The sequence below is a fragment of the Pseudomonas sp. BBP2017 genome, assembly GCF_003024385.1.
Classification (GTDB): Bacteria; Pseudomonadota; Gammaproteobacteria; order Pseudomonadales; family Pseudomonadaceae; genus Aquipseudomonas.
This window is the reverse complement of record NZ_PVZN01000015.1, coordinates 87083-107174: the sequence shown is the minus strand read 5'-3', so window position 1 is coordinate 107174 and position 20092 is coordinate 87083. Positions and strand designations below refer to the sequence as shown.

General features: G+C 61.2%; 14 protein-coding genes. 7 read left to right on the top strand and 7 right to left on the bottom strand.

The features are described 5' to 3' along the window. Nucleotides 1-42: 42 nt before the first annotated feature. A complete protein-coding gene (locus C6382_RS18075; protein WP_107025731.1) occupies nt 43-597 on the bottom strand; it encodes an NAD(P)H nitroreductase in 555 nt (184 codons plus the stop codon). A 100-nt stretch (nt 598-697) separates the two neighbouring features. Here C6382_RS18075 and C6382_RS18070 point away from each other — a divergent pair, with 100 nt between their 5' ends. Then, entirely contained in the window at nt 698-2152 is a 1455-nt protein-coding gene (locus C6382_RS18070) for a TrkH family potassium uptake protein (RefSeq protein WP_107025730.1), read from the top strand. Here C6382_RS18070 and C6382_RS18065 read toward each other — a convergent pair. After that, complete coding sequence (locus C6382_RS18065; RefSeq protein WP_107025729.1) at nt 2109-3200, bottom strand: AraC family transcriptional regulator; 1092 nt, start codon at nt 3198-3200, stop codon at nt 2109-2111. The genes C6382_RS18070 and C6382_RS18065 overlap by 44 nt on opposite strands. 160 nt (nt 3201-3360) lie before the next feature. Between C6382_RS18065 and C6382_RS18060 the strand changes: the two genes are divergently transcribed. Then, the gene (locus C6382_RS18060; RefSeq protein WP_107025728.1) at nt 3361-3672 is read left to right on the top strand and encodes a DUF962 domain-containing protein; all 312 of its coding nucleotides are present in this window, start codon (nt 3361-3363) and stop codon (nt 3670-3672) included. Between the two features lie 62 nt (nt 3673-3734). Here C6382_RS18060 and C6382_RS18055 read toward each other — a convergent pair whose 3' ends face one another. Further along, nucleotides 3735-4553, bottom strand: coding sequence for a UDP-2,3-diacylglucosamine diphosphatase (locus C6382_RS18055; protein ID WP_107025727.1), 819 nt, complete (start codon nt 4551-4553; stop codon nt 3735-3737). A gap of 136 nt (nt 4554-4689) precedes the next feature. Between C6382_RS18055 and C6382_RS18050 the strand changes: the two genes are divergently transcribed. After that, the gene (locus C6382_RS18050) at nt 4690-5454 is read left to right on the top strand and encodes an AraC family transcriptional regulator (protein ID WP_107025726.1); all 765 of its coding nucleotides are present in this window, start codon (nt 4690-4692) and stop codon (nt 5452-5454) included. A gap of 77 nt (nt 5455-5531) precedes the next feature. Further along, a complete protein-coding gene (locus C6382_RS18045) occupies nt 5532-6416 on the top strand; it encodes a DMT family transporter (protein WP_107025725.1) in 885 nt (294 codons plus the stop codon). 6 nt (nt 6417-6422) lie between these two features. On the opposite strand, the gene C6382_RS18040 is transcribed toward C6382_RS18045, so the two are convergent. Then, the gene (locus C6382_RS18040; protein ID WP_107025724.1) at nt 6423-6707 is read right to left on the bottom strand and encodes a SelT/SelW/SelH family protein; all 285 of its coding nucleotides are present in this window, start codon (nt 6705-6707) and stop codon (nt 6423-6425) included. 70 nt (nt 6708-6777) lie between these two features. Here C6382_RS18040 and C6382_RS18035 point away from each other — a divergent pair, with 70 nt between their 5' ends. Beyond that, nucleotides 6778-8967 (top strand): patatin-like phospholipase family protein, encoded by a 2190-nt coding sequence (locus C6382_RS18035; protein ID WP_107025723.1) that lies wholly within the window; start codon nt 6778-6780, stop codon nt 8965-8967. Between the two features lie 6 nt (nt 8968-8973). Here C6382_RS18035 and C6382_RS18030 read toward each other — a convergent pair whose 3' ends face one another. Then, nucleotides 8974-9408 (bottom strand): MarR family transcriptional regulator, encoded by a 435-nt coding sequence (locus tag C6382_RS18030; RefSeq protein ID WP_107025722.1) that lies wholly within the window; start codon nt 9406-9408, stop codon nt 8974-8976. Between the two features lie 117 nt (nt 9409-9525). Beyond that, nucleotides 9526-11667, bottom strand: a complete 2142-nt coding sequence (gene recQ, locus C6382_RS18025) for a DNA helicase RecQ (RefSeq protein WP_107025721.1) — start codon at nt 11665-11667, stop codon at nt 9526-9528. A 246-nt stretch (nt 11668-11913) separates the two neighbouring features. Between recQ and C6382_RS18020 the strand changes: the two genes are divergently transcribed. Both C6382_RS18020 and C6382_RS18015 read left to right on the top strand, forming a co-directional pair. After that, on the top strand, nt 11914-12507 hold the full coding sequence (locus tag C6382_RS18020) for a YecA family protein (RefSeq protein ID WP_107025720.1): 594 nt from the start codon (nt 11914-11916) through the stop codon (nt 12505-12507). Between the two features lie 10 nt (nt 12508-12517). Further along, entirely contained in the window at nt 12518-12883 is a 366-nt protein-coding gene (locus C6382_RS18015) for a YbaN family protein (RefSeq protein ID WP_107025719.1), read from the top strand. Between the two features lie 12 nt (nt 12884-12895). On the opposite strand, the gene C6382_RS18010 is transcribed toward C6382_RS18015, so the two are convergent. After that, entirely contained in the window at nt 12896-19987 is a 7092-nt protein-coding gene (locus C6382_RS18010) for a retention module-containing protein (protein ID WP_107025718.1), read from the bottom strand. Nucleotides 19988-20092: the final 105 nt, after the last annotated feature.

Below are 20092 nucleotides of genomic sequence, written 5' to 3'. Positions count from 1 at the left end.
AGTCCAGACTGTGGGAGCGGGCTTGCCCCGCGATAAGGCCGGTCAGCCCCAGGCAGTAACGAAGTCAGCCGTGGCCAGCACCGGTGCCGTACGCAGCTCGGTCTGTGGCGTCCCAAGGTACAGGAAGGCAATGATCTCTTCGTTGTCAGCCAACCCCAGTCCTTTGGCCACATGCTTGCTGTAAGCCAGCTCACCGGTACGCCAGACCGCTCCAATACCTTGGGCATGAGCCGCCAGCAGAATGCCATGAGCCGCGCATCCGGCCGCCAGACGCTGCTCCGAGGCGGGCACCTTGAAGTGATCGTGCAAACGCGCAATCACCACCACCAACAGCGGCGCACGCAATGGCATGGCCCGGGCCTTGTCCAGTGCAGCCTCGCTGGCGTCACCCTCGAGTTTCACCGCTTCGGCCAGCAGCGCACCCAGTTTTTCACGCCCCTGCCCCTCAACCGTCAGAAAACGCCACGGTCGCAACTGGGCATGGTCCGGCGCCCGCAACGCAGCCTGAAACAGAGCCTCACGCTGCGCCGCATTGGGCGCGGGTTCCACCAGGCGTGGTACGGAAACACGGTTGAGCAATGCGTCGAGAGCCTCCATCGGCTACCCCCTAAAAAGAAATGTGCAGCTATTCTAGCGTTTACTTAAAAAGGTCCATAGGTAGAATGGCGCCCTTCCGTTACGAGTCAGAGCAGATCACATGGCGTTGCCGACCTTAAGGATCATTGGTTTCATCATCGGCATCTTCCTGATCACCCTGGCGATCAGCATGGTCGTGCCGATGGCCACCCTGGTGATCTTCGACCGTACCGGCGACCTGCCGTCGTTTCTCTGGGCCAGCATGATCACCTTTGTCGCCGGCCTGTCTCTGGTCATCCAGGGGCGCCCGGAACATGTGCATCTGCGCCCGCGGGACATGTACCTGCTGACGGTCAGCAGCTGGCTGGTGGTGTGCATCTTCGCTGCCCTGCCGTTTCTGCTGACCCAGCACATCAGCTACACCGACGCCTTCTTCGAAAGCATGTCCGGTATCACCGCAACCGGCGCTACGGTGCTCAGCGGCCTGGACAGCATGTCGCCGGGTATCCTGATGTGGCGCTCGCTACTGCACTGGCTCGGCGGCATCGGTTTTATCGCCATGGCCGTGGCAATTCTGCCACTGCTGCGCATCGGTGGCATGCGCCTGTTCCAGACCGAATCCTCGGACCGTTCAGAAAAAGTCATGCCGCGTTCGCACATGGTCGCCAAGTCGATCGTCGCGGTCTACGTCGGCATCACCGCCCTGGGTGGCGTGGCGTTCTGGCTGGCGGGCATGAATGTGTTCGATGCGATCAACCATGCCATGTCGGCAATCTCCACCGGCGGTTTCTCCACCTCCGACCAGTCCCTGGCCAAATGGGACCAGCCGGCGGTGCACTGGGTTGCAGTGGTAGTGATGATCTTCGGCAGTCTGCCCTTCGCACTCTACGTGGCCACCCTGCGTGGCAACCGCAAGGCGCTGATCAAGGACCAGCAGGTCCAGGGCCTGCTGGCCATGCTGGTGGTCACCTGGCTGGTGCTCGGCACCTGGTACTGGGCCACCACCCAACTGCACTGGCTGGATGCCTTGCGTCACGTGGCGCTGAACGTCACCTCGGTGGTGACCACCACAGGCTTTGCCCTGGGTGACTACAGCCTGTGGGGAAATTTCTCGCTGATGCTGTTCTTCTACCTGGGTTTTGTCGGTGGTTGTTCCGGCTCGACCGCTGGCGGGATCAAGATCTTCCGCTTCCAGGTGGCCTACATCCTGCTCAAGGCCAACCTCAATCAGCTGATTCACCCCCGGGCGGTGATCAAGCAGAAATACAACGGCCACCGTCTGGATGAAGAGATTGTCCGCTCGATTCTGACCTTCTCGTTCTTCTTTGCCATCACCATCTGCATTATCGCCTTGCTATTGTCGTTGCTTGGCGTGGACTGGATGACCGCGTTGACCGGAGCGGCCAGCACGGTTTCCGGCGTCGGCCCGGGCCTGGGTGAAACCATTGGCCCGGCCGGTAACTTCGCCCCCCTGCCGGATGCGGCCAAGTGGATCCTGGCGGGCGGCATGCTGCTCGGACGCCTGGAGATCATTACGGTGCTGGTGCTGTGTATGCCGGCGTTCTGGCGTCACTGACCGACGCTTCATCACCCTCTGCACAGGTTGGGGCCACTGCACTGGCCCCCATCCGTGTCCGGTACTCGCCGGGAGTGGCATCGAACCAGCGGCGAAACGCCCGGAAGAAATTGCTCGGATCGGCAAATCCCAGCAAATAAGCAGTTTCCAGCAGGGTCATGCTGGGCTGCGCCAGGTACTGCTCGGCAAGCTCCCTGCGAGTATCGTCGAGCAGGGTCTGAAAACTGGTGCCTTCTTCCTGCAGACGTCGCTGCAAGGTGCGCTGGGAAAGATGCAGGGCCTGAGCCACTGTCTCGCGCTTGGGCTCACCCTGCGGCAAAATCCGGCACAGCACCTGGCGGGCACGGTGAGTCACGCGGCTTTCGGAAAAGCGCGCCAGGTACTCACCGGCAAAGCGATCATGCAAGGTGGCCATGGCTTCATTGGCTGTCGGCAGCGGCGCTTGCATGTCGGCAGGTTGGAAAATCAGCGCGTCATGGGCCGCGCCAAACACCAAGGGCGCATGAAAGGCGGTCTTGTAGGGCGTCACGTCCAGTGGCTGTGGCCCCTGGATCAACACCCGCCGCGGTTGTATCACCCGCCCACTGAGCCAGCTGCACAACGACAACGCACACGCCAGCGAGGCTTCGGCGCTGTGCCGGGTGGGCGGTAGATGGTCGCCGTGAACAGTGAGAATCAACGCGTAACCGTCAGGCTCCAGGCGGAAACTCAGATCGGAACTCTCAGCAATGATACGCTGGTAACGCACCAGTCGTTCAAACCCTTCGGCCAGGGTGCGGCTCGACATCAAGGCGTAACCGACCACATGGAATGAAGCCGGCCGGACCACCCGGGCCATGTTCAAGCCAATGGCCTGGTTGCCGGAAAGATCGACCGCCAGTTGCCATAGACGGGTCATGGAGTCTTGGGTAAAGCGTGCGTCGGGGTCGTCCAGCGCGGCGAAATCCAGACCGAGTTGTTTGAACATGGCACGGCAATCCAGCCCTTCCAGCTCGAGTGCCTTGACGATCCCTGATGCCCAGCTTGCTGACGTGGTTCTCTCGCTCATGGCTGGCTTCTTATGTTCGAACTGACCGCTCCTGCGGCGAACTCAAAGGATATTCAATTGGCGCTTATTGTCACTGCGCGGCAATTTAACTCACTCTAGACTCAGTTCAGGCTCCACGCCGTCCACCTTCATCAATATCGAGCGCTTCAGGAGCTGCGTTGTGAACAGTGATCAGCCATTTCGCAGCTTTGCCGAGTTCTATCCATATTACCTGGAAGAGCACAGCAACCCGACGTGTCGGAGGCTGCACTTCGTCGGTACTACCCTGGTCATCGCCCTGTTCGCCTACACCCTGGGCAGTGGCAAGTGGGTCGTATTGTTGGCGCTGCCGTTTGCCGGCTACGGATTTGCCTGGGTCGGCCATTTCTTTTACCAGAAAAACCGCCCCGCCACTTTCAAACACCCGCTCTACAGCCTCATTGGCGACTTCGCCATGTACCGCGACATGTTACGCGGCAAAGTATCGTTTTGATTTCGGCCCGCAAGGCCAGAAACGCGTCCTCAGCAGCCACTGTTCCGACAGGCGGCAAGGCGTCAACGCGGCTCGAGCCATTGCAGGTCAGCCAGACGCTGCGCTTCGCGCGCCTGGGCGTCGGCCAGGCGGTACAGTTCGATATTGCCATCCCAATGCTCGATCAACGCCGTGCACGACTCGACCCAGTCACCACAGTTCAAGTAGTCGACTTCGCCGACCTTGCGGATTTCGGCATGGTGAATGTGCCCGCAAACTACGCCATGAAAGCCACGCTTGACACACTCATGGGCGATCGCCTCTTCGAAATCGCTGATGAAACTGACTGCCGTCTTGACCTTGTGCTTGAGGTACGCCGACAACGACCAGTAGCCGTAGCCATAACGGGCGCGCCAATGGTTGAGCCAACGGTTGAGGGTCAGGGTGAACTCGTAGGCTGAATCGCCGAGAAAAGCCAGCCAGCGGTGGTAACGGGTGATCACATCGAACTGATCACCATGAATTACCAGCAAACGCCGACCATCGGCGGTCAAGTGCTCGGCCTGATCGACCAGGCGGATATTGCCCAACACCAGCTTGGAGTAACGCCGCAGGAATTCGTCGTGATTGCCGGTGACATAGATCACCTCGGTGCCCCGCTTGCTCATGGTCAGCAAGCGGCGGATAACGTTGCTATGCGCCTGCGGCCAGTACATGCCACCGCGCAGTTTCCAGCCATCGATAATGTCGCCGACCAGATAGATCTGATCGGCCTGATAGCCCTTGAGGAACTGCGACAAGTGCTCGGCCTGGCAATCGCGCGTTCCCAGGTGCACGTCAGAGATCCACAAGGTACGCACACGTTGCTTACGCGAGGGTTTGACTAGCTCGGCATGGCTCATGGGCTGGCTCCGGGGCAGTTTTGCCGAGCGTGCCAGCGGGCAATGAAACGAACGTGACGAAAACACGTCGATCTGATGACACCCCAGCACCTTGCCTGACCCTGTACACTGCGGCCACTGCCTGGAGGACACGGCAATGAGCAGCGGCTCGATTCTCTCCCTGCGTCACTACACACACGACCTGATCGCCCACAGCCATGAGCATCCGCAACTGGTGTTCGGCTTGCGCGGGCAACTGGACTTCGAACTTGACGGTCGCGGCGCGCGGATCGAGCGTCAGGGCTTGATCGTGGTGCCGGGCGGCGCCCACCATGCCTGCGGCAGTGTCAGTGGTAGCCATTGCCTGGTCTTTGATGTACCGGGTGACGCCTGGCTCGAACGCAGCCTGGGCGAACAGGCCGCGGCCAGCCAGCGGCTGCTGGAGCACTGCGGCTCGCTGATGCTGAACAACCACCAACAGCAACTGGTCGACTGGCTGGCGGCCGGCCCGGTGACCGACCCGCTGATTGCCGAGCAGGGCGCAGTGTTGCTGCTGGCGAGCCTGAGCAACGCACCAGACCCGGTCACCGTACAGAAGCAACTGCCCTTTGCCAGCTTCGACGCCTACATCGAGCAAAACGCCGCTTACCCGTTGCAGGTTGCCGACCTGGCCTGTCTGGCCGGGCTTTCCTGTGCACGCTTGCATGCGCGCTTCATCGCCGAAGCGTCGATGACGCCCATGGACTACATCCGCCAACGTCGGCTGCTCAAAGCTCGCGGGTTGCTGGCCGAGACGGACCTGGCCATCGGCGAAATCGCCAGCCGGGTCGGCTACAGCTCGCAAAGCGCCTTCTCCGCCGCCATGCTCAAAACGTTCGGCCGTGCACCTCGGGCACTGCGCCGCGAGTCTGGCGACAACTAGCGCGAGGCGTGCGACAGACAGCCACTACCGCCGCCTCGTACACTGGCTGAGCTGTCCTGCCTAAAACAAGGATCACCATGAACCATCGCACCGCCCTCGGCGCCCTGCATATCGGCGCGCTGTTCTTCGGCCTGACTGGCGTCCTCGGCAAACTGGCCCAGGCGGCGCCGTCGATCATCGTTTTTGGCCGCGCGGTCTTCGCCGTACTGGCGCTTGGCCTCTTCGCCCGTTTTGCGCAAAAAGCCTGGCAACCGCTGCAAGCTCAGGACTGGAGTCGTCTACTGTTAGGAGGCGTGTTGCTGGCCGGGCACTGGGTGAGTTTCTTCCTAGCCGTCAAAGTCGCCGGCGTGGCGATTGCCACCTTGGGCTTTGCCAGCTTTCCGGCCTTTACCGTGATCCTTGAAAGCCTGCTGTTTCGTGAACGGATTCGCAGCAACGAAATCATTCTGGTGCTGCTGGTAAGCATCGGACTGATATTGGTCACCCCCGACTTCGACCTGGCCAGCCAGGCCACGGGCGGCCTGCTCTGGTCTTTGCTGTCAGGCTTGCTGTTTTCGTTGTTGTCCTTGACCAACCGGGCGTCCAGCCCCCGCATTCCGGCTGTGCAGGCAGCGTTGTGTCAGAACGCGGTGGTCGCCCTGTGCCTGTTGCCAGCCGCCGCGCCGGCGCTAACCGAAGTCGCGGCAATGGACTGGCTGTGGATCGGCTTGCTCGGCGTGTTCTGCACCGGCGTTGCCCACAGCCTTTTCGTCGCCAGCCTTGCAGTGATCAAGGCACGCACTGCGGCGGTGGTGTTCGCCCTGGAGCCGGTCTACGGTATCGCCCTGGCCTGGCTGATCTTCGCCGAAGCGCCGACCCCGCGCATGCTCCTCGGTGGCGCGCTGATCATCCTCGCCATCATCATCTCCAGCCGCCTGGCCGCCAGCACCCAGGCCAACAAGGCGGCTACCGTCGAAGGCTGATGCTGATTATGGGCGGTCGTTGTGACCCAGGTCGCGCTGCGGATCGATCTGGTCGCGCACTCGCTGTTTGAGGACCTTGGCTTCAGGGAAGCCACCATCGGCCTTACGCTCCCAGATCTGCACGCCGTCGCAAGTGATCCGAAAGGTACCGCCGGTGGCGGGCTCAAGGGCCACCCGGGCAAGGTCGTCACTGAACGTGCTGAGCAGTTCCTGGGCCAGCCAGGCGGCACGCAGCAGCCACTGGCACTGGGTGCAATAGGCAATGACAATTTCGGCTTTATGGGCATTCATGGGGTGACAGACTCCAGACAGGCGGGGGCGCTTATACTAGCGGTCTTTAGCCTTAGCTCCGAGAGCCAAGATGCACCGTTTGCTGTTGAGTCTGTTGCTGATCGTCTTTTCCTTCCCGCTGCTCGCCGCCGAACCACCACGACCGAAAATAGGCCTGGTGCTGTCTGGCGGTGCCGCCCGTGGCCTGGCCCATATCGGTGTGCTCAAAGCCCTGGAAGAGCAAGGTATCAAGGTCGATGCCATTGCTGGCACCAGCATGGGCGCGGTGGTCGGCGGCCTGTATGCCTCAGGCTATAAGGTCGACGAGCTGGAAAAACTCGCCCTGGGTATCGACTGGCAACAGGCGCTGTCCGATGCCCCGCCACGCAAGGACGTGCCGTTCCGGCGTAAACAGGATGACCGCGACTTCCTGGTCAAACAGAAACTCAGTTTCCGCGACGACGGCAGCCTCGGCTTGCCGCTGGGGGTGATCCAGGGGCAGAACCTGGCCCTGTTGCTGGAAAGCCTGTTGGCCCACACCAGCGATACCCGCGACTTCGACAAGCTGCCGATCCCGTTCCGCGCCGTGGCTACCGACATCGCCAGCGGCGAGAAAGTCGTGTTCCGCCGTGGTCACCTGCCTCAGGTGATTCGCGCCAGTATGTCGATTCCCGCAGTGTTCGCCCCGGTCGATCTGGATGGCCGGCTGCTGGTCGATGGCGGCATGGTTGATAACATTCCCCTGGATGTCGCCCGCGAGATGGGCGTGGATGTAGCGATTGTGGTCGACATCGGCTCGCCGCTGCGCGATCGCAAGCAACTGACAACCGTGGTCGATGTGCTCAACCAGTCGATCACCCTGATGACGCGACGCAACTCTGAGGAACAACTGGCCCAACTGCACCGCGACGACATCCTGATCCAGCCGCCGCTGGCCAGTTTCGGCGTCACCGATTTTGGCCGCGCCAAGGAAATGATCGACGCCGGCTACCGCGCCGCCCGTGCTCTGGACCCGCGCTTGGCGGTACTCAAACGCCCCGACAGCAGCGATGCCGAACTGAATGTCGCCCGCTCACCGAGCCAGCGCACGCCGGTCATTACCGCCATCAGAATCGAGAACGACTCGAAGGTCAGTGACGACGTAATCCGCTTCTACATTCGCCAGCCGCTCGGCGAACCCCTGGAGCTGGGGCGGCTGCAGACCGACATGGGCACCCTCTACGGCCTGGACTACTTCGACCGGGTTCAATACCGGGTTGTACACAAGGGCAGCGACAACACCCTGGTGATCAACGCCCGCGGCCGCCGCGGTGGCACCGACTACCTGCGCCTGGGCCTGAACCTGTCGGATGACATGCGCGGCGACAGTGCTTTCAATATTGGCGCCAGTTATCGGGTCAACGGCATCAACGAACTGGGCGGCGAGTGGTTGACCCGTGCGCAGATCGGCGATCAGCAAGAGCTGTACAGCGAGTTCTATCAACCACTGGATGCCGGCTCCCGCTACTTCATCGCGCCTTATCTGGACCTCGGCTCGCAGAACATCGAAGCCACACTGGACGAAGACCCGATTGCCGAATACCGCCTTGAACGTTACGGCTTCGGCCTGAACCTGGGGCGCCAGATCGGCAACAGCGGCGAAGTGCGCTTCGGGGTCGGCCAGGCCTGGGGCAATGCCGAAGTGCGCATTGGCGATCAGGATCTACCGCACTTCAACTTCAACGAAGGCTTCTATGAGCTGAAGTATTCGTTCGACACCCTGGACAATGTCTATTTCCCGCACAGCGGTGAAGACATCAGCCTGACCCTGCGCCAGTTCGAACCGGAACTGGGGTCCGACCAGCGTTATCGGCAATGGAACTTCAAACTGGACAAAGCCCTGAGCAGCGGCGCCAACACCTGGGTGCTGGGCACCCAGTATGGCCGGACCCTGGATGAGGCCGAGGTGGTGACCTCAAGCTTTGTCCTCGGTGGCGCCCGGCAACTGTCAGGCTTCCGCCAGGACTCGGTGTCCGGGCAGAACATAAGCCTGATGCGCATGGTTTACTACCGCAGACTGACACCACGCGCCTATCTGCCACTGGACTTCCCGCTGTACCTGGGCGGGTCGCTCGAGCGCGGACGGGCCTGGAACAATGACAACGAATTCGACAGCGGCTACATCAATGCCGCCAGTGTTTTCGTCGGTTTCGAGACGCCGCTGGGCCCGCTGAACTTCAGTTACGGGGCCAACAGCGAAAATCAGAAGGCGTTGTACCTCAACCTGGGTCACACCTTCTGAGCCCGGTCAGGACTTTTCCAGGTTGGCCAGGATGCGCGCGTGGACCTTCATGCACACGCGCAATTCCTCTTCGTCGACACCGGTGAAGAGCTCGGCGCGCAAGGCATTGGCGATGGTTTCGATCTGCTCGATCAATGGTTTGGCCGGAGGACACAGGTGGATCTTTTTCGCCCGCCGATCTTCCACCACAGCCTGACGCCGTACCAGCCCCTGGGACTCGAGGCTGTCGAGCAAGCGCGCCAGGGTTGGCCCCTCGACCCCCACACTCTGGGCCAGTTCGCGCTGGGTCGGTGCTTCGTCGAATCGGGCCAGGTGCAGCAACACCAGCCAGCGTGCCTGGGACAAATTGAGGCCGGCGAGGCGGCGGTCCAGTTCGGCGCGCCACCCCCGCGACATCTGGGCCAGCTGCATTCCGAAGCGGTGGTGATCGGTCAACGGCATAGAAAACTCATCATCAGAACTAATTATTAGTCAGCTAACCATGCTCCTGCACAACAGGCAAGGCTCCTCACGGTTCAATCTGCCTGACAATCGTTATAAAAGATGACAAAACACCGTTTACATTTCGAATTCAGCGGCTAATGCCGCCCGAACGCAGTACAGAACCCCTTCCGGCACACGGGCACCGAACTGCTCGGCAATGGCCGATACCGGTGGTAGTTCGCCTTCGCCATCAAGGAAGGCATCCTGCACTTCGGCGAGCAGGTCCTCCGGCAAGTCCAGGGCCTGCTCCAGCGACAGCTGCTGGCGGCCAATGGCTTCGGCGAGCATGCTGTAAACGTTCTTTTCACTGCAGTTCAACTGCCCAGCTATTTGCGCCGGGGTCATGCCAGCACGGGCCAGGCTGGTCAGCTCGTGGCGCAGGTCGGCAACCTGCGGTGGTGCCTCGGCGGCACCGCCCAATACATCGAGGAACGCCGCGCCGTAGCGCTCCAGCTTGCGCGCACCAACGCCACTGACCTGAGCCATTTCACTGAGACTGCCCGGCTGGCTGCGCAGCATTTCCAGCAACGTCGAGTCAGGGAAGATGACATAGGGCGGTACGCCATGCTCCTCGGCCAGCTTGCGCCGCAGCGCACGCAGCGCCTCCCATTGTTCGCGCTCGTCGCCACGCACCAGCTGGCTGGCCGGGCTGCCACCGCTGCCGCTACCCGTGCCCTTGCTGCTGGTTTGCGGTTTGAGGTCACGGCGCAACTCCAGGCTCACTTCTCCGCGCAACAATGGCCGACAACTGTCGGACAGGCGCAAACCGCCGTAACCCTCCAGGTCGATATCGGCCAGACCGCGAGCGACCAACTGGCGGAACAGCGAACGCCAATCGCCCTCGGAACGAGCCTTGCCGACGCCATACACGGCCAATTTCTGATGGCCGAAGTTGCGGATTTTCTCGTTGTCGCGCCCCAGCAACACGTCCACCAGATGACCGACACCATAGCGCTGGCCGGTGCGGTACACCGCCGACAGGGCCTGGCGCGCCGGCTCGGTAGCGTCCCAGGTCTGCACGCCGTCGATGCAGTTGTCGCAATGCCCGCAAGGTTGCGGCAGTTCTTCATCGAAGTAGTTGAGCAGAATCTGCCGGCGGCAACGGGTTTCTTCACAGAGGGCGAGCATGGCGTCGAGCTTGTGTTGCTCGATGCGCTTGTGGCGCTCGTCACCCTCGGAGTTCTGCAACATCTGCTTGAGCATCACCATGTCCTGCAGCCCGTAGGCCATCCAGGCATCGGCAGGCAGGCCATCGCGTCCGGCGCGGCCGGTTTCCTGGTAGTAGGCTTCCAGCGACTTGGGCAGATCCAGGTGGGCAACGAAGCGCACGTTGGGTTTATCAATACCCATGCCGAAGGCGATGGTGGCGACCATGATCAGGCCCTCCTCGTTGAGGAAGCGGCGCTGGTTGGAGGCCCGGGTCTCGGCAGGCAGGCCGGCGTGATACGGCAGCGCCGGGAAGCCCTGGTCGCACAGGTAGGCGGCGACATCGTCGACCTTCTTGCGTGACAGGCAATAGACAATACCGGCGTTGCCGCGTCGTTCGCCGAGGAACGCCAGCAACTGCTTGCGCGGCTGCTCTTTGGGCACGATACGGTAGAAGATGTTCGGCCGGTCGAAACTCGACAGGAAACGCTCGGCGTTCTGCAAGTGCAGGCGCGTGACGATTTCTTCGCGGGTGCGCATGTCCGCCGTAGCGGTCAGGGCTATGCGCGGCACATGGGGGAACAGTTCGGCCAACTGCCCCAGTTGCAGGTACTCGGGACGGAAGTCATGCCCCCATTGCGATACGCAGTGGGCCTCGTCGATCGCGAACAAGGCGATATCCAGGGTACGCAGAAAATCCAGCATGCGCGGCTGCACCAGGCGCTCCGGTGCCAGGTAGAGCATCTTCACCTCGCCCCGGCGAATGCGTCCGGCCAGCTCACGCTGCTGCTCCGCGCTCAGGGTCGAGTTCAGCGACGCTGCGGCCACACCCAACTCGTCGAGGGTCGCCACCTGGTCTTCCATCAGCGCGATCAGCGGTGACACCACCACCGCCAGGCCCGGACGCAACAGCGCCGGCACCTGAAAGCACAGGGATTTGCCGCCCCCGGTGGGCATCAGTACCAGCGCATCGCCACCCTTGGCCACGCATTCGATGATCGCCCCCTGGCGCCCTCGAAAGCTGTCATAGCCGAAGATGTCCTTGAGGACGCGCTGAGCCTGTTCGAGCATAAAAACTCCATAAATCGCAGAACCATCCTGGCCACAGGCTGGATGAAAACCTTCCCCGCCACACCTGAAAATGCGTAAGCGGCTTTTACCCGACCTGCCGCTTCAGCATGGCCTGGTACAAAAGCCGGGCATTATACCCGAGCGTCACCTCGCACAGGGCGCTCTGCGATAGGCGTCATCCTTTGCCTCGCAAGCGCCGCAAGATGCTAGAATTCGATCATCGTTTATTCCCAAGGTAGCCCTGTAATGTCCTTCGCCGAGCAATTGAACCGCCTGCAAGCCTTCCTCGACGCCGACGAGCTGCACGAAGAAGCGCTGGACTACGTTGCCGCCCACGGCTACCTGACCGCATTGTCGATTGGTACCGAGGCGGTTCCCGAGCGCGAATGGATCGACGCCCTGTTCGCCGAAGAGCCGCATTACAAAGACGCCGCCCAGCGTGAGGAGATCGAAGCCACGCTGATCCAGCTCAAAGCGCACATCGCCCGTCAGCTGGCCAGCGATGAGGAGTTCGAACTGCCTTGCGACCTGGATCTGGGCGATGAGCCGGACGATTCCGACCTGCGCGGCTGGTGCATCGGCTTCATGGAAGGCGTGTTCATGCGCGAAGAAGCCTGGTTCGAAACCGCCGAAGAAGAAGTCAGCGAGATGCTGCTGCCGATCATGGTCGGTTCCGGCCTGTTCGACGAACAGCCGGAATTCGCCGACATCGCCAGCGACGCCAATCTGATGGACGACATGATCGTGCAGATTCCAGAGGCGCTGACCGCGCTGTATCTGCTGCAGCATGCACCAGACGAAAAACCTGCACCTGCTTTGCTCAAGCCACGCCACCACTGAGTCGGCGTCAATGCGCTACCTGCTGCTGGCCACCGGCTGGCTCAGCGTCGCGCTGGGAGTGATCGGCATCTTCCTGCCGGTGTTGCCGACCACTCCCTTCCTGCTTCTGGCTGCGGCCTGCTTTGCCCGCAGCTCTCCGCGCTTTCACCATTGGCTGGTCAGTCATCCACATCTTGGGCCGTGGATTCGTGATTACCTCAGTGGTGAAGGCATCCCGCTCAAAGGCAAGCTCTACGCGATCGCCTTGATGTGGCTGAGCATCGGTCTGTCCTGCTACCTGGTGCCGATGCCTTGGGCGCGCGGATTCATGCTCACCAGTGCGGTACTGGTGAGCATTTACATCTTGCGGCAGAAAACCCTGCGTCGACCGTCCTGACCTGCCCCGCCGTTACACCGTATCCACCTTCAACGAATGATCATTGAGCATCCCGTTGATGATGGTCGCGGTATCCTGCCCGGCAGCAATCACGCCGCCCGCTCCCGCCGTCACCCCATAGTGCTGAGCCAGGTTGACCCCCGCCAGGTCAATGATCTGGGTCGGCGCAGCTCCCGCCACCGCACTCACCTCAATAGTCGATACCACCCCGGCGCCACTGCCGGTAACCTTGAAGTGCAGATAGTCATCCAGTGACGCCGATGTCGCGTTTTCTCCGTGGAGCAACTGCGACAGGTCAAGCCGATCTGTGCCCGGGGTGAAGTCAGTGACAACATCACGCCCGGTATTACCCTGTTGCCAGAGGAAAATATCGTTACCGTCACCGCCCGTGAGGGTGTCGTTGCCCGGCCCGCCGATCAGCACATCGTTACCGTCATCTGCGTTCAAAGCATCGTTACCCAGGCCACCACTGAGCAGGTTGGCATTGCCATCGCCGGTCAAGTTGTCGTTGTAGTCCGAGCCGATCAGGTTCTCGATACCGCTCAAGATATCCCTCCCCGCCCCTCCGGTATTCTGCTCCGCAGCACTCGCCAGGCTGACGCTCACCCCACCGCTGGCACCGGTGTAACTGGCAGTATCGATGCCGCCACCGCCATTGAGCTGATCATTGCCGCTGCCGCCGTTGAGCAAGTCATTGCCATCGCCGGCGTTGAGGATGTCGTTACCGTTGCCACCGGTCAGCACATCATTGCCGGCCCCGGCATTGAGGGTGTCGCTGCCCGTCCCGCCCAGCAAGGTGTCGTGGCCATCAGTCCCGGTCAGGACACTACCTTGCTGGTAAGTGATATCGACGTTGCCAGTGCCGGTGCCACCATGCCCATCACTGACCGTATAGGCGCCGTTGTAGGTTTGGTTCTGGGCGTTGGCGTAGTCGACCTTCATGGTCAAGGCATATCGCTCCCATCCGTCGGCATTGCCCCCGGCAGGATTGAGCAGGTTGACCATGTGGATGCTGTACACACCGTCATGACTGGCAGTGAAACTACTGCCATCGGCAATGGTTTGATAAACGCCATTCTCACCCTTCCACTCCATCAGGATGTTGCCAGCGGGGCGGTCGTGATCAAGCTTGAGCGTCTCACCTTTTTTCAGCGTAACAGTCAGTACGTCCTCAGCATTGGCCCCACTTGAAAGCGCGCCCAGGTAGCCACTGACCAGCAGCGCCGCAGTGGTGGTGTTCGAAGCGGTGCGAAACGAACTGCGCGGCAAATCCTTCGACTGGTTGGCCAAGTTGCTGGTAGTTCCCGAGAAACCGACCGTGGGCGTGCCGTTACCCACCGTGAACCCAGCCCCTTTGGCTGCCCAATTGGTCGTGAAGCTAATCGGCGATGCGCTGAGCAAATCGTTGTTGGCATCGCTGTCGTTGGCCAGCAGCGCTTCGACCGGTACGGTGATGGTGCTGGAGAGGATATTGGTGATGATATGGTCAGCACCGGCCACTGGCGCGGCGTTGGAGTAGACATTGACCACCAGGTTGGCGCTGCTCAGGTCACCATCATTGTCACTGGCGGTGAAGCTGATGTTTTCGGCCAGGGTGGTGCCGGAGTCTTTCGGTGGCGTGTAGGTGAACTCGCCAGTATCCATGTCCACCAGCAAGGTACCACCCTTGATGGTTTTGATGTTGAAGGTATTGGTTGCGGTGTCGAAGGAGCCGCGATCGACACCACTGGCGCTGTAGCTGCCCTGCCCTTTCGGGTCATAGGTGTAGGTCGTACCATCGACCAGCAATGCTTTGATAAAGCCGCCATCGGCACCGAAAATGCCGCCGTTCATCAAGCTGCCGGTAATGGGTGCACCTTGCACCGTACCGGACAACACCTGATTCAACGCATTGAGATCGGTGACCACCACAGCGTTGGTATCGGTATGCGTGCGGCCGTCATAAGCCAGCGGGTCGAGATTGCTGGCGTTGACGCCGTTACCCAGGCCAATGGCGTAGGACTTGATCCCGTTGTTGTCGAGGAAGGATTTCCAGGCAATCTCGTCGGAGGCATCTATGCCTTGTGAGGTTGAGGATGGGTTGCCGTCGGAGAAGAAGTAGCCAATGTTCTGCGCACCGGTCAAACTGCCGCCGTTGGCGAAGGCCGACTTCGCCTCGGCCACCGCATCATCGTAGTTGGTACCACCACCCGCCGACAGCCCGGCAACGATCTGCTTGGCCTGGGCGACCGATACCCAGACGCCCGATTGCTCCGATGCAGATGAGTTGAAGGTAACAATCTGGACTTTGACGTCGCCCATCTCGTCGTACTTGTCGAGCAAGGCGTTGATGGCATCCTTGGCCAGTTCTATACGGGTCTTGCCCTGGACTCCGGACTGATCGTTCATGCTGCCGGATACATCGATGATCAGCAGCAGGTTGGAATCGATCTGCCCCGGCGTCACCGAACGCTCGGCGCCCACCACTGCAGGTACGTCGTCAACGATGTTCACGTCCAGGGTTGCATGGGCAGTGCTGCCGTCTTTATCGGTCGCGACCACCTCGACTTGCTCGACGAGGGTGTTGGTGCCTTGGCCGGTTGCATGGTTTTCATTGTCCAGCAAGGTGAAGGTGCCGACGACCAAGCCGGTGCTCGGGTCGTAGCTGTGGATGGTCATCGAGTTGCCCAGCGGCGTGGTGCCGGTCAGCGGTAATGCGCTAACGACACCGCCACTGACCAGCGTGATGCCACCGATGACCAGCGATTGCAGGCCGTCCGGTGCGACCACGGTAAAGGTGCCGCCCTTGGTCAGCGCCCACTGGTCCGGGCTGCTGCCGTCGCTGAGATTTTGCTCGTAGAAGGTCAGCTCGCCGCCGCAGAGGTCCAGGCCATGGATCTCCACCGGGTCGTTGAGATTGCTGACATCGATCTTCAACGTCGCCGTGCTGCTGTCGCCGTCGGCGTCCTTGAGGGTGTAGGTGAAGCTTTCGACACCACTGCCGCCTTTCAGGTTGATGAAGTCCGCATCGTTGGTGTGCAGCGTGTAGGTGTAGGAACCATCAGCAGCCAGCACCAGGGTGCCGTAGGTGCCGGTGATGGTTTGCGGGATGATCGGGCCGCTGGCGATGCGGTCAGCACCCTGCACATCGTTGCTCAACACATTGCCAGTCAGGGTCAGTTGAGCTTCCGTGGCCGTAGTTGTGTGGGTGTCGTCGTTCGCCTTGGGCGCATCGTCGACGATATTGATATCAATGGTGGCACTGCCCGTGCTGCCATCGCTATCGGTGGCGACCACCTCGATTTGCTCGACGAGGGTGTTGCCGCTGGTGTGGCTTTCATTGTCAAGCAAGGTGAACGTGCCGACGACCACGCCGGTGCTCGGGTCGTAGCTGTGGATGGTCATCGAGTTGCCCAGCGGCGTGGTGCCGGTCAGCGGTAATGCGCTGACGACACCGCCACTGACCAGCGTGATGCCACCGATGACCAGCGATTGCAGGCCGTCCGGTGCAACCACGGTAAAGGTGCCGCCCTTGGTCAGCGCCCACTGGTCCGGGCTGCTGCCGTCGCTGAGATTTTGCTCGTAGAAGGTCAGCTCGCCGCCGCAGAGGTCCAGGCCGTGGATCTCCACCGGGTCGTTGAGATTGCTGACATCGATCTTCAACGTCGCCGTGCTGCTGTCGCCGTCGGCGTCCTTGAGGGTGTAGGTGAAGCTTTCGACACCGCTGCCGCCGCCTTTCAGGTTGATGAAGTCCGGGTCGTTGGTGTGCAGCGTGTAGGTGTAGGAACCATCAGCAGCCAGCACCAGGGTGCCGTAGGTGCCGGTGATGGTTTGCGGGATGATCGGGCCGCTGGCGATGCGGTCAGCACCCTGCACATCGTTGCTCAACACATTGCCAGTCAGGGTCAGTTGAGCTTCCGTGGCCGTAGTTGTGTGGGTGTCGTCGTTCGCCTTGGGCGCATCGTCGACGATATTGATATCAATGGTGGCACTGCCCGTGCTGCCATCGCTATCGGTGGCGACCACCTCGATTTGCTCGACGAGGGTGTTGCCGCTGGTGTGGCTTTCATTGTCAAGCAAGGTGAACGTGCCGACGACCACGCCGGTGCTCGGGTCGTAGCTGTGGATGGTCATCGAGTTGCCCAGCGGCGTGGTGCCGGTCAGCGGTAATGCGCTGACGACACCGCCACTGACCAGCGTGATGCCACCGATGACCAGCGATTGCAGGCCGTCCGGTGCAACCACGGTAAAGGTGCCGCCCTTGGTCAGCGCCCACTGGTCCGGGCTGCTGCCGTCGCTGAGATTTTGCTCGTAGAAGGTCAGCTCGCCACCACAGAGGTCCAGGCCATGGATCTCCACCGGGTCGTTGAGATTGCTGACATCGATCTTCAACGTCGCCGTGCTGCTGTCGCCATCGGCGTCCTTGAGGGTGTAGGTGAAGCTTTCGACACCACTGCCGCCGCCTTTCAGGTTGATGAAGTCCGGGTCGCTGGTGTTCAGCGTGTAGGTGTAGGAACCATCAGCAGCCAGCACCAGGGTGCCGTAGGTGCCGGTGATGGTTTGCGGGGTGATCGGGCCGCTGGCGATGCGGTCGGCGCCCTGCACATCGTTGGTCAACACATTGCCAGTCAGGGTCAGTTGAGGTTCCGTGGCCGTAGTTGTGTGGGTGTCGTCGTTCGCCTTGGGTGCATCGTCGACGATGTTCACATCGATGTGGCCGCTGGCACTGCTGCCATCGGTGTCGATAGCAACTACGCTGAAACTTTCACTCAAGGTGGTGCCGTTACCGCTGCTATGCGCTTCGTTGCCGAGCAACGTGTAGGTGTAAGTCACCACCCCGGTGCTGGCGTTGTAACCGGTGATGGTCAGGGTGTTGCCTTCCGGCGTGCTAACCGATTGCGGGAAGCCGACCGCATTGCCGCCAGAGACCACGGTGATACCGCCGACGGTCAGGGTTTGCAGGCCATCCGGGGCGCTCACGGTGAAGCTGCCGCCCTGAGTCAATGCCGAGCCGTTCGGGCTGCTGCCGTCGTTGAGGCTTTGCTCGTAGAAGGCCAGTTCGCCGCCTTCGACATTCAGGCCGTTGAGGGTTACCGGGTCGTTGAGGTTGCTGACATCGATCTTCAACGTCGCCGTGCTGCTGTCGCCGTCGGCGTCCTTGAGGGTGTAGGTGAAGCTTTCGACACCACTGCCGCCGCCTTTCAGGTTGATGAAGTCCGGGTCGCTGGTGTTCAGCGTGTAGGTGTAGGAACCATCAGCAGCCAGGACCAGGGTGCCGTAGGTGCCGGTGATGGTTTGCGGGGTGATCGGGCCGCTGGCGATGCGGTCGGCGCCCTGCACATCGTTGGTCAACACATTGCCAGTCAGGGTCAGTTGAGCTTCCGTGGCGGCGGTGGTGTTGGTGTCGTCGTTCGCCTTGGGTGCATCGTCGACGATGTTCACATCGATGTGGCCGCTGGCACTGCTGCCATCGGTGTCGATAGCAACTACGCTGAAACTTTCACTCAAGGTGGTGCCGTTACCGCTGCTATGCGCTTCGTTGTCGAGCAGCGTGTAGATGTAAGTCACCACCCCGGTGCTGGCGTTGTAACCGGTGATGGTCAGGGTGTTGCCTTCCGGCGTGGTAGCCGATTGCGGGAAGCCGACCGCATTGCCGCCAGAGACCACGGTGATACCGCCGACGGTCAGGGTTTGCAGGCCATCCGGGGCGCTCACGGTGAAGCTGCCGCCCTGAGTCAATGCCGAGCCGTTCGGGCTGCTGCCGTCGTTGAGGCTTTGCTCGTAGAAGGCCAGTTCGCCGCCTTCGACATTCAGGCCGTTGAGGGTTACCGGGTCGTTGAGGTTGCTGACATCGATCTTCAACGTCGCCGTGCTGCTGTCGCCGTCGGCGTCCTTGAGGGTGTAGGTGAAGCTTTCGACACCACTGCCGCCGCCTTTCAGGTTGATGAAGTCCGCATCGCTGGTGTTCAGCGTGTAGGTGTAGGAACCATCAGCAGCCAGGACCAGGGTGCCGTAGGTGCCGGTGATGGTTTGCGGGGTGATCGGACCGCTGGCGATGCGGTCGGCGCCCTGCACATCGTTGGTCAATACGTTACCGGTCAACGTCAGCTGGTTTTCGGTGGCCGTCAGCGCATTGCTGTCCGCTACCGCCCGCGGCATATCATCGATAACGGTAACATCCAGCGAACCACTGGCCACATCACCATCGGTGTCGCTGACCAAGACACTGATACTTTCGCCCTGTCCATTGGCTCCACCGCCGTTCGGATGTGCCTCGGTGATGCTCAAGGTGTAGCTGTAACTGACCACACCAGTCGCAGCATCGTAGCCGGTGATGGTCAACACGTTGCCCAACCCGGTAGTGATGGATTGACCCACACCGGTCACAGCGCCAGCCGTGACGACGTTGATGCCACCGACATTCAGGTTGAACACACCATCTGCCGCGACCACAGTAAAACTGCCGGTTTGGATCAAGGCGGCGGGATCACTGGCCGAGCCTTGGGCCAGGTTGGCTTCGTTGAGGCTCAGCTCGCCCCCCTCCACCTGCAAACCGTCGATAATGACCGGGTTATTGACCACTGGTAGCGGCGCCAACAGCGCGTCATTGTTGTTATTGAGATCGCCAACATCCAGCTCCGGCACTTCGACAAAGCCGTTGAAACCCGCAGTCGGGAATCCTATGACCGGGTCAACCCGACCGCCCACTTCGCTGAGCATGACAAAGGAGTGGCCGCCGCCAATTGCCCCCGGGGCACCGCCACTGCCGGGACCGGCCGCCGTCGGATCGGCATCCTGGCTCGGGTCGGCGCCCGAGGCGATGGCTTGCTGGAGTTTTTCCACATCGGTGAGTTGCGCCTGACTTGGCGTCAGTGCCTGCGGCGCATCGACATGAGGTGCCTGGTTGGCCAGCAACTGCGGGGACAGCTCCAGACTGCTGTCACGGCCCAAGGTCAATTCGGCACCATTTTGCAGATGCACGGCCACCGCACCGGCGGCACCAGTCTGCAACTGCTCGCCGGCAAATAGCCGGTCACCTTCGGCCAGCGCCCGACGAGTCCCGTCACTGGCGACAGCGAAGACCTCTCCGACTACTTTGCTGACAATACCGATTAACTTGGCCATGAGCGCTCTCCTCCGCTGCGGAACGGTTTTTCGCAGAAAAGCACCCTGATTCTCGCGTAGTCGGCCTACGGTGCCTGCCCCGAGCCAACACCTGGAAAGCGCTGA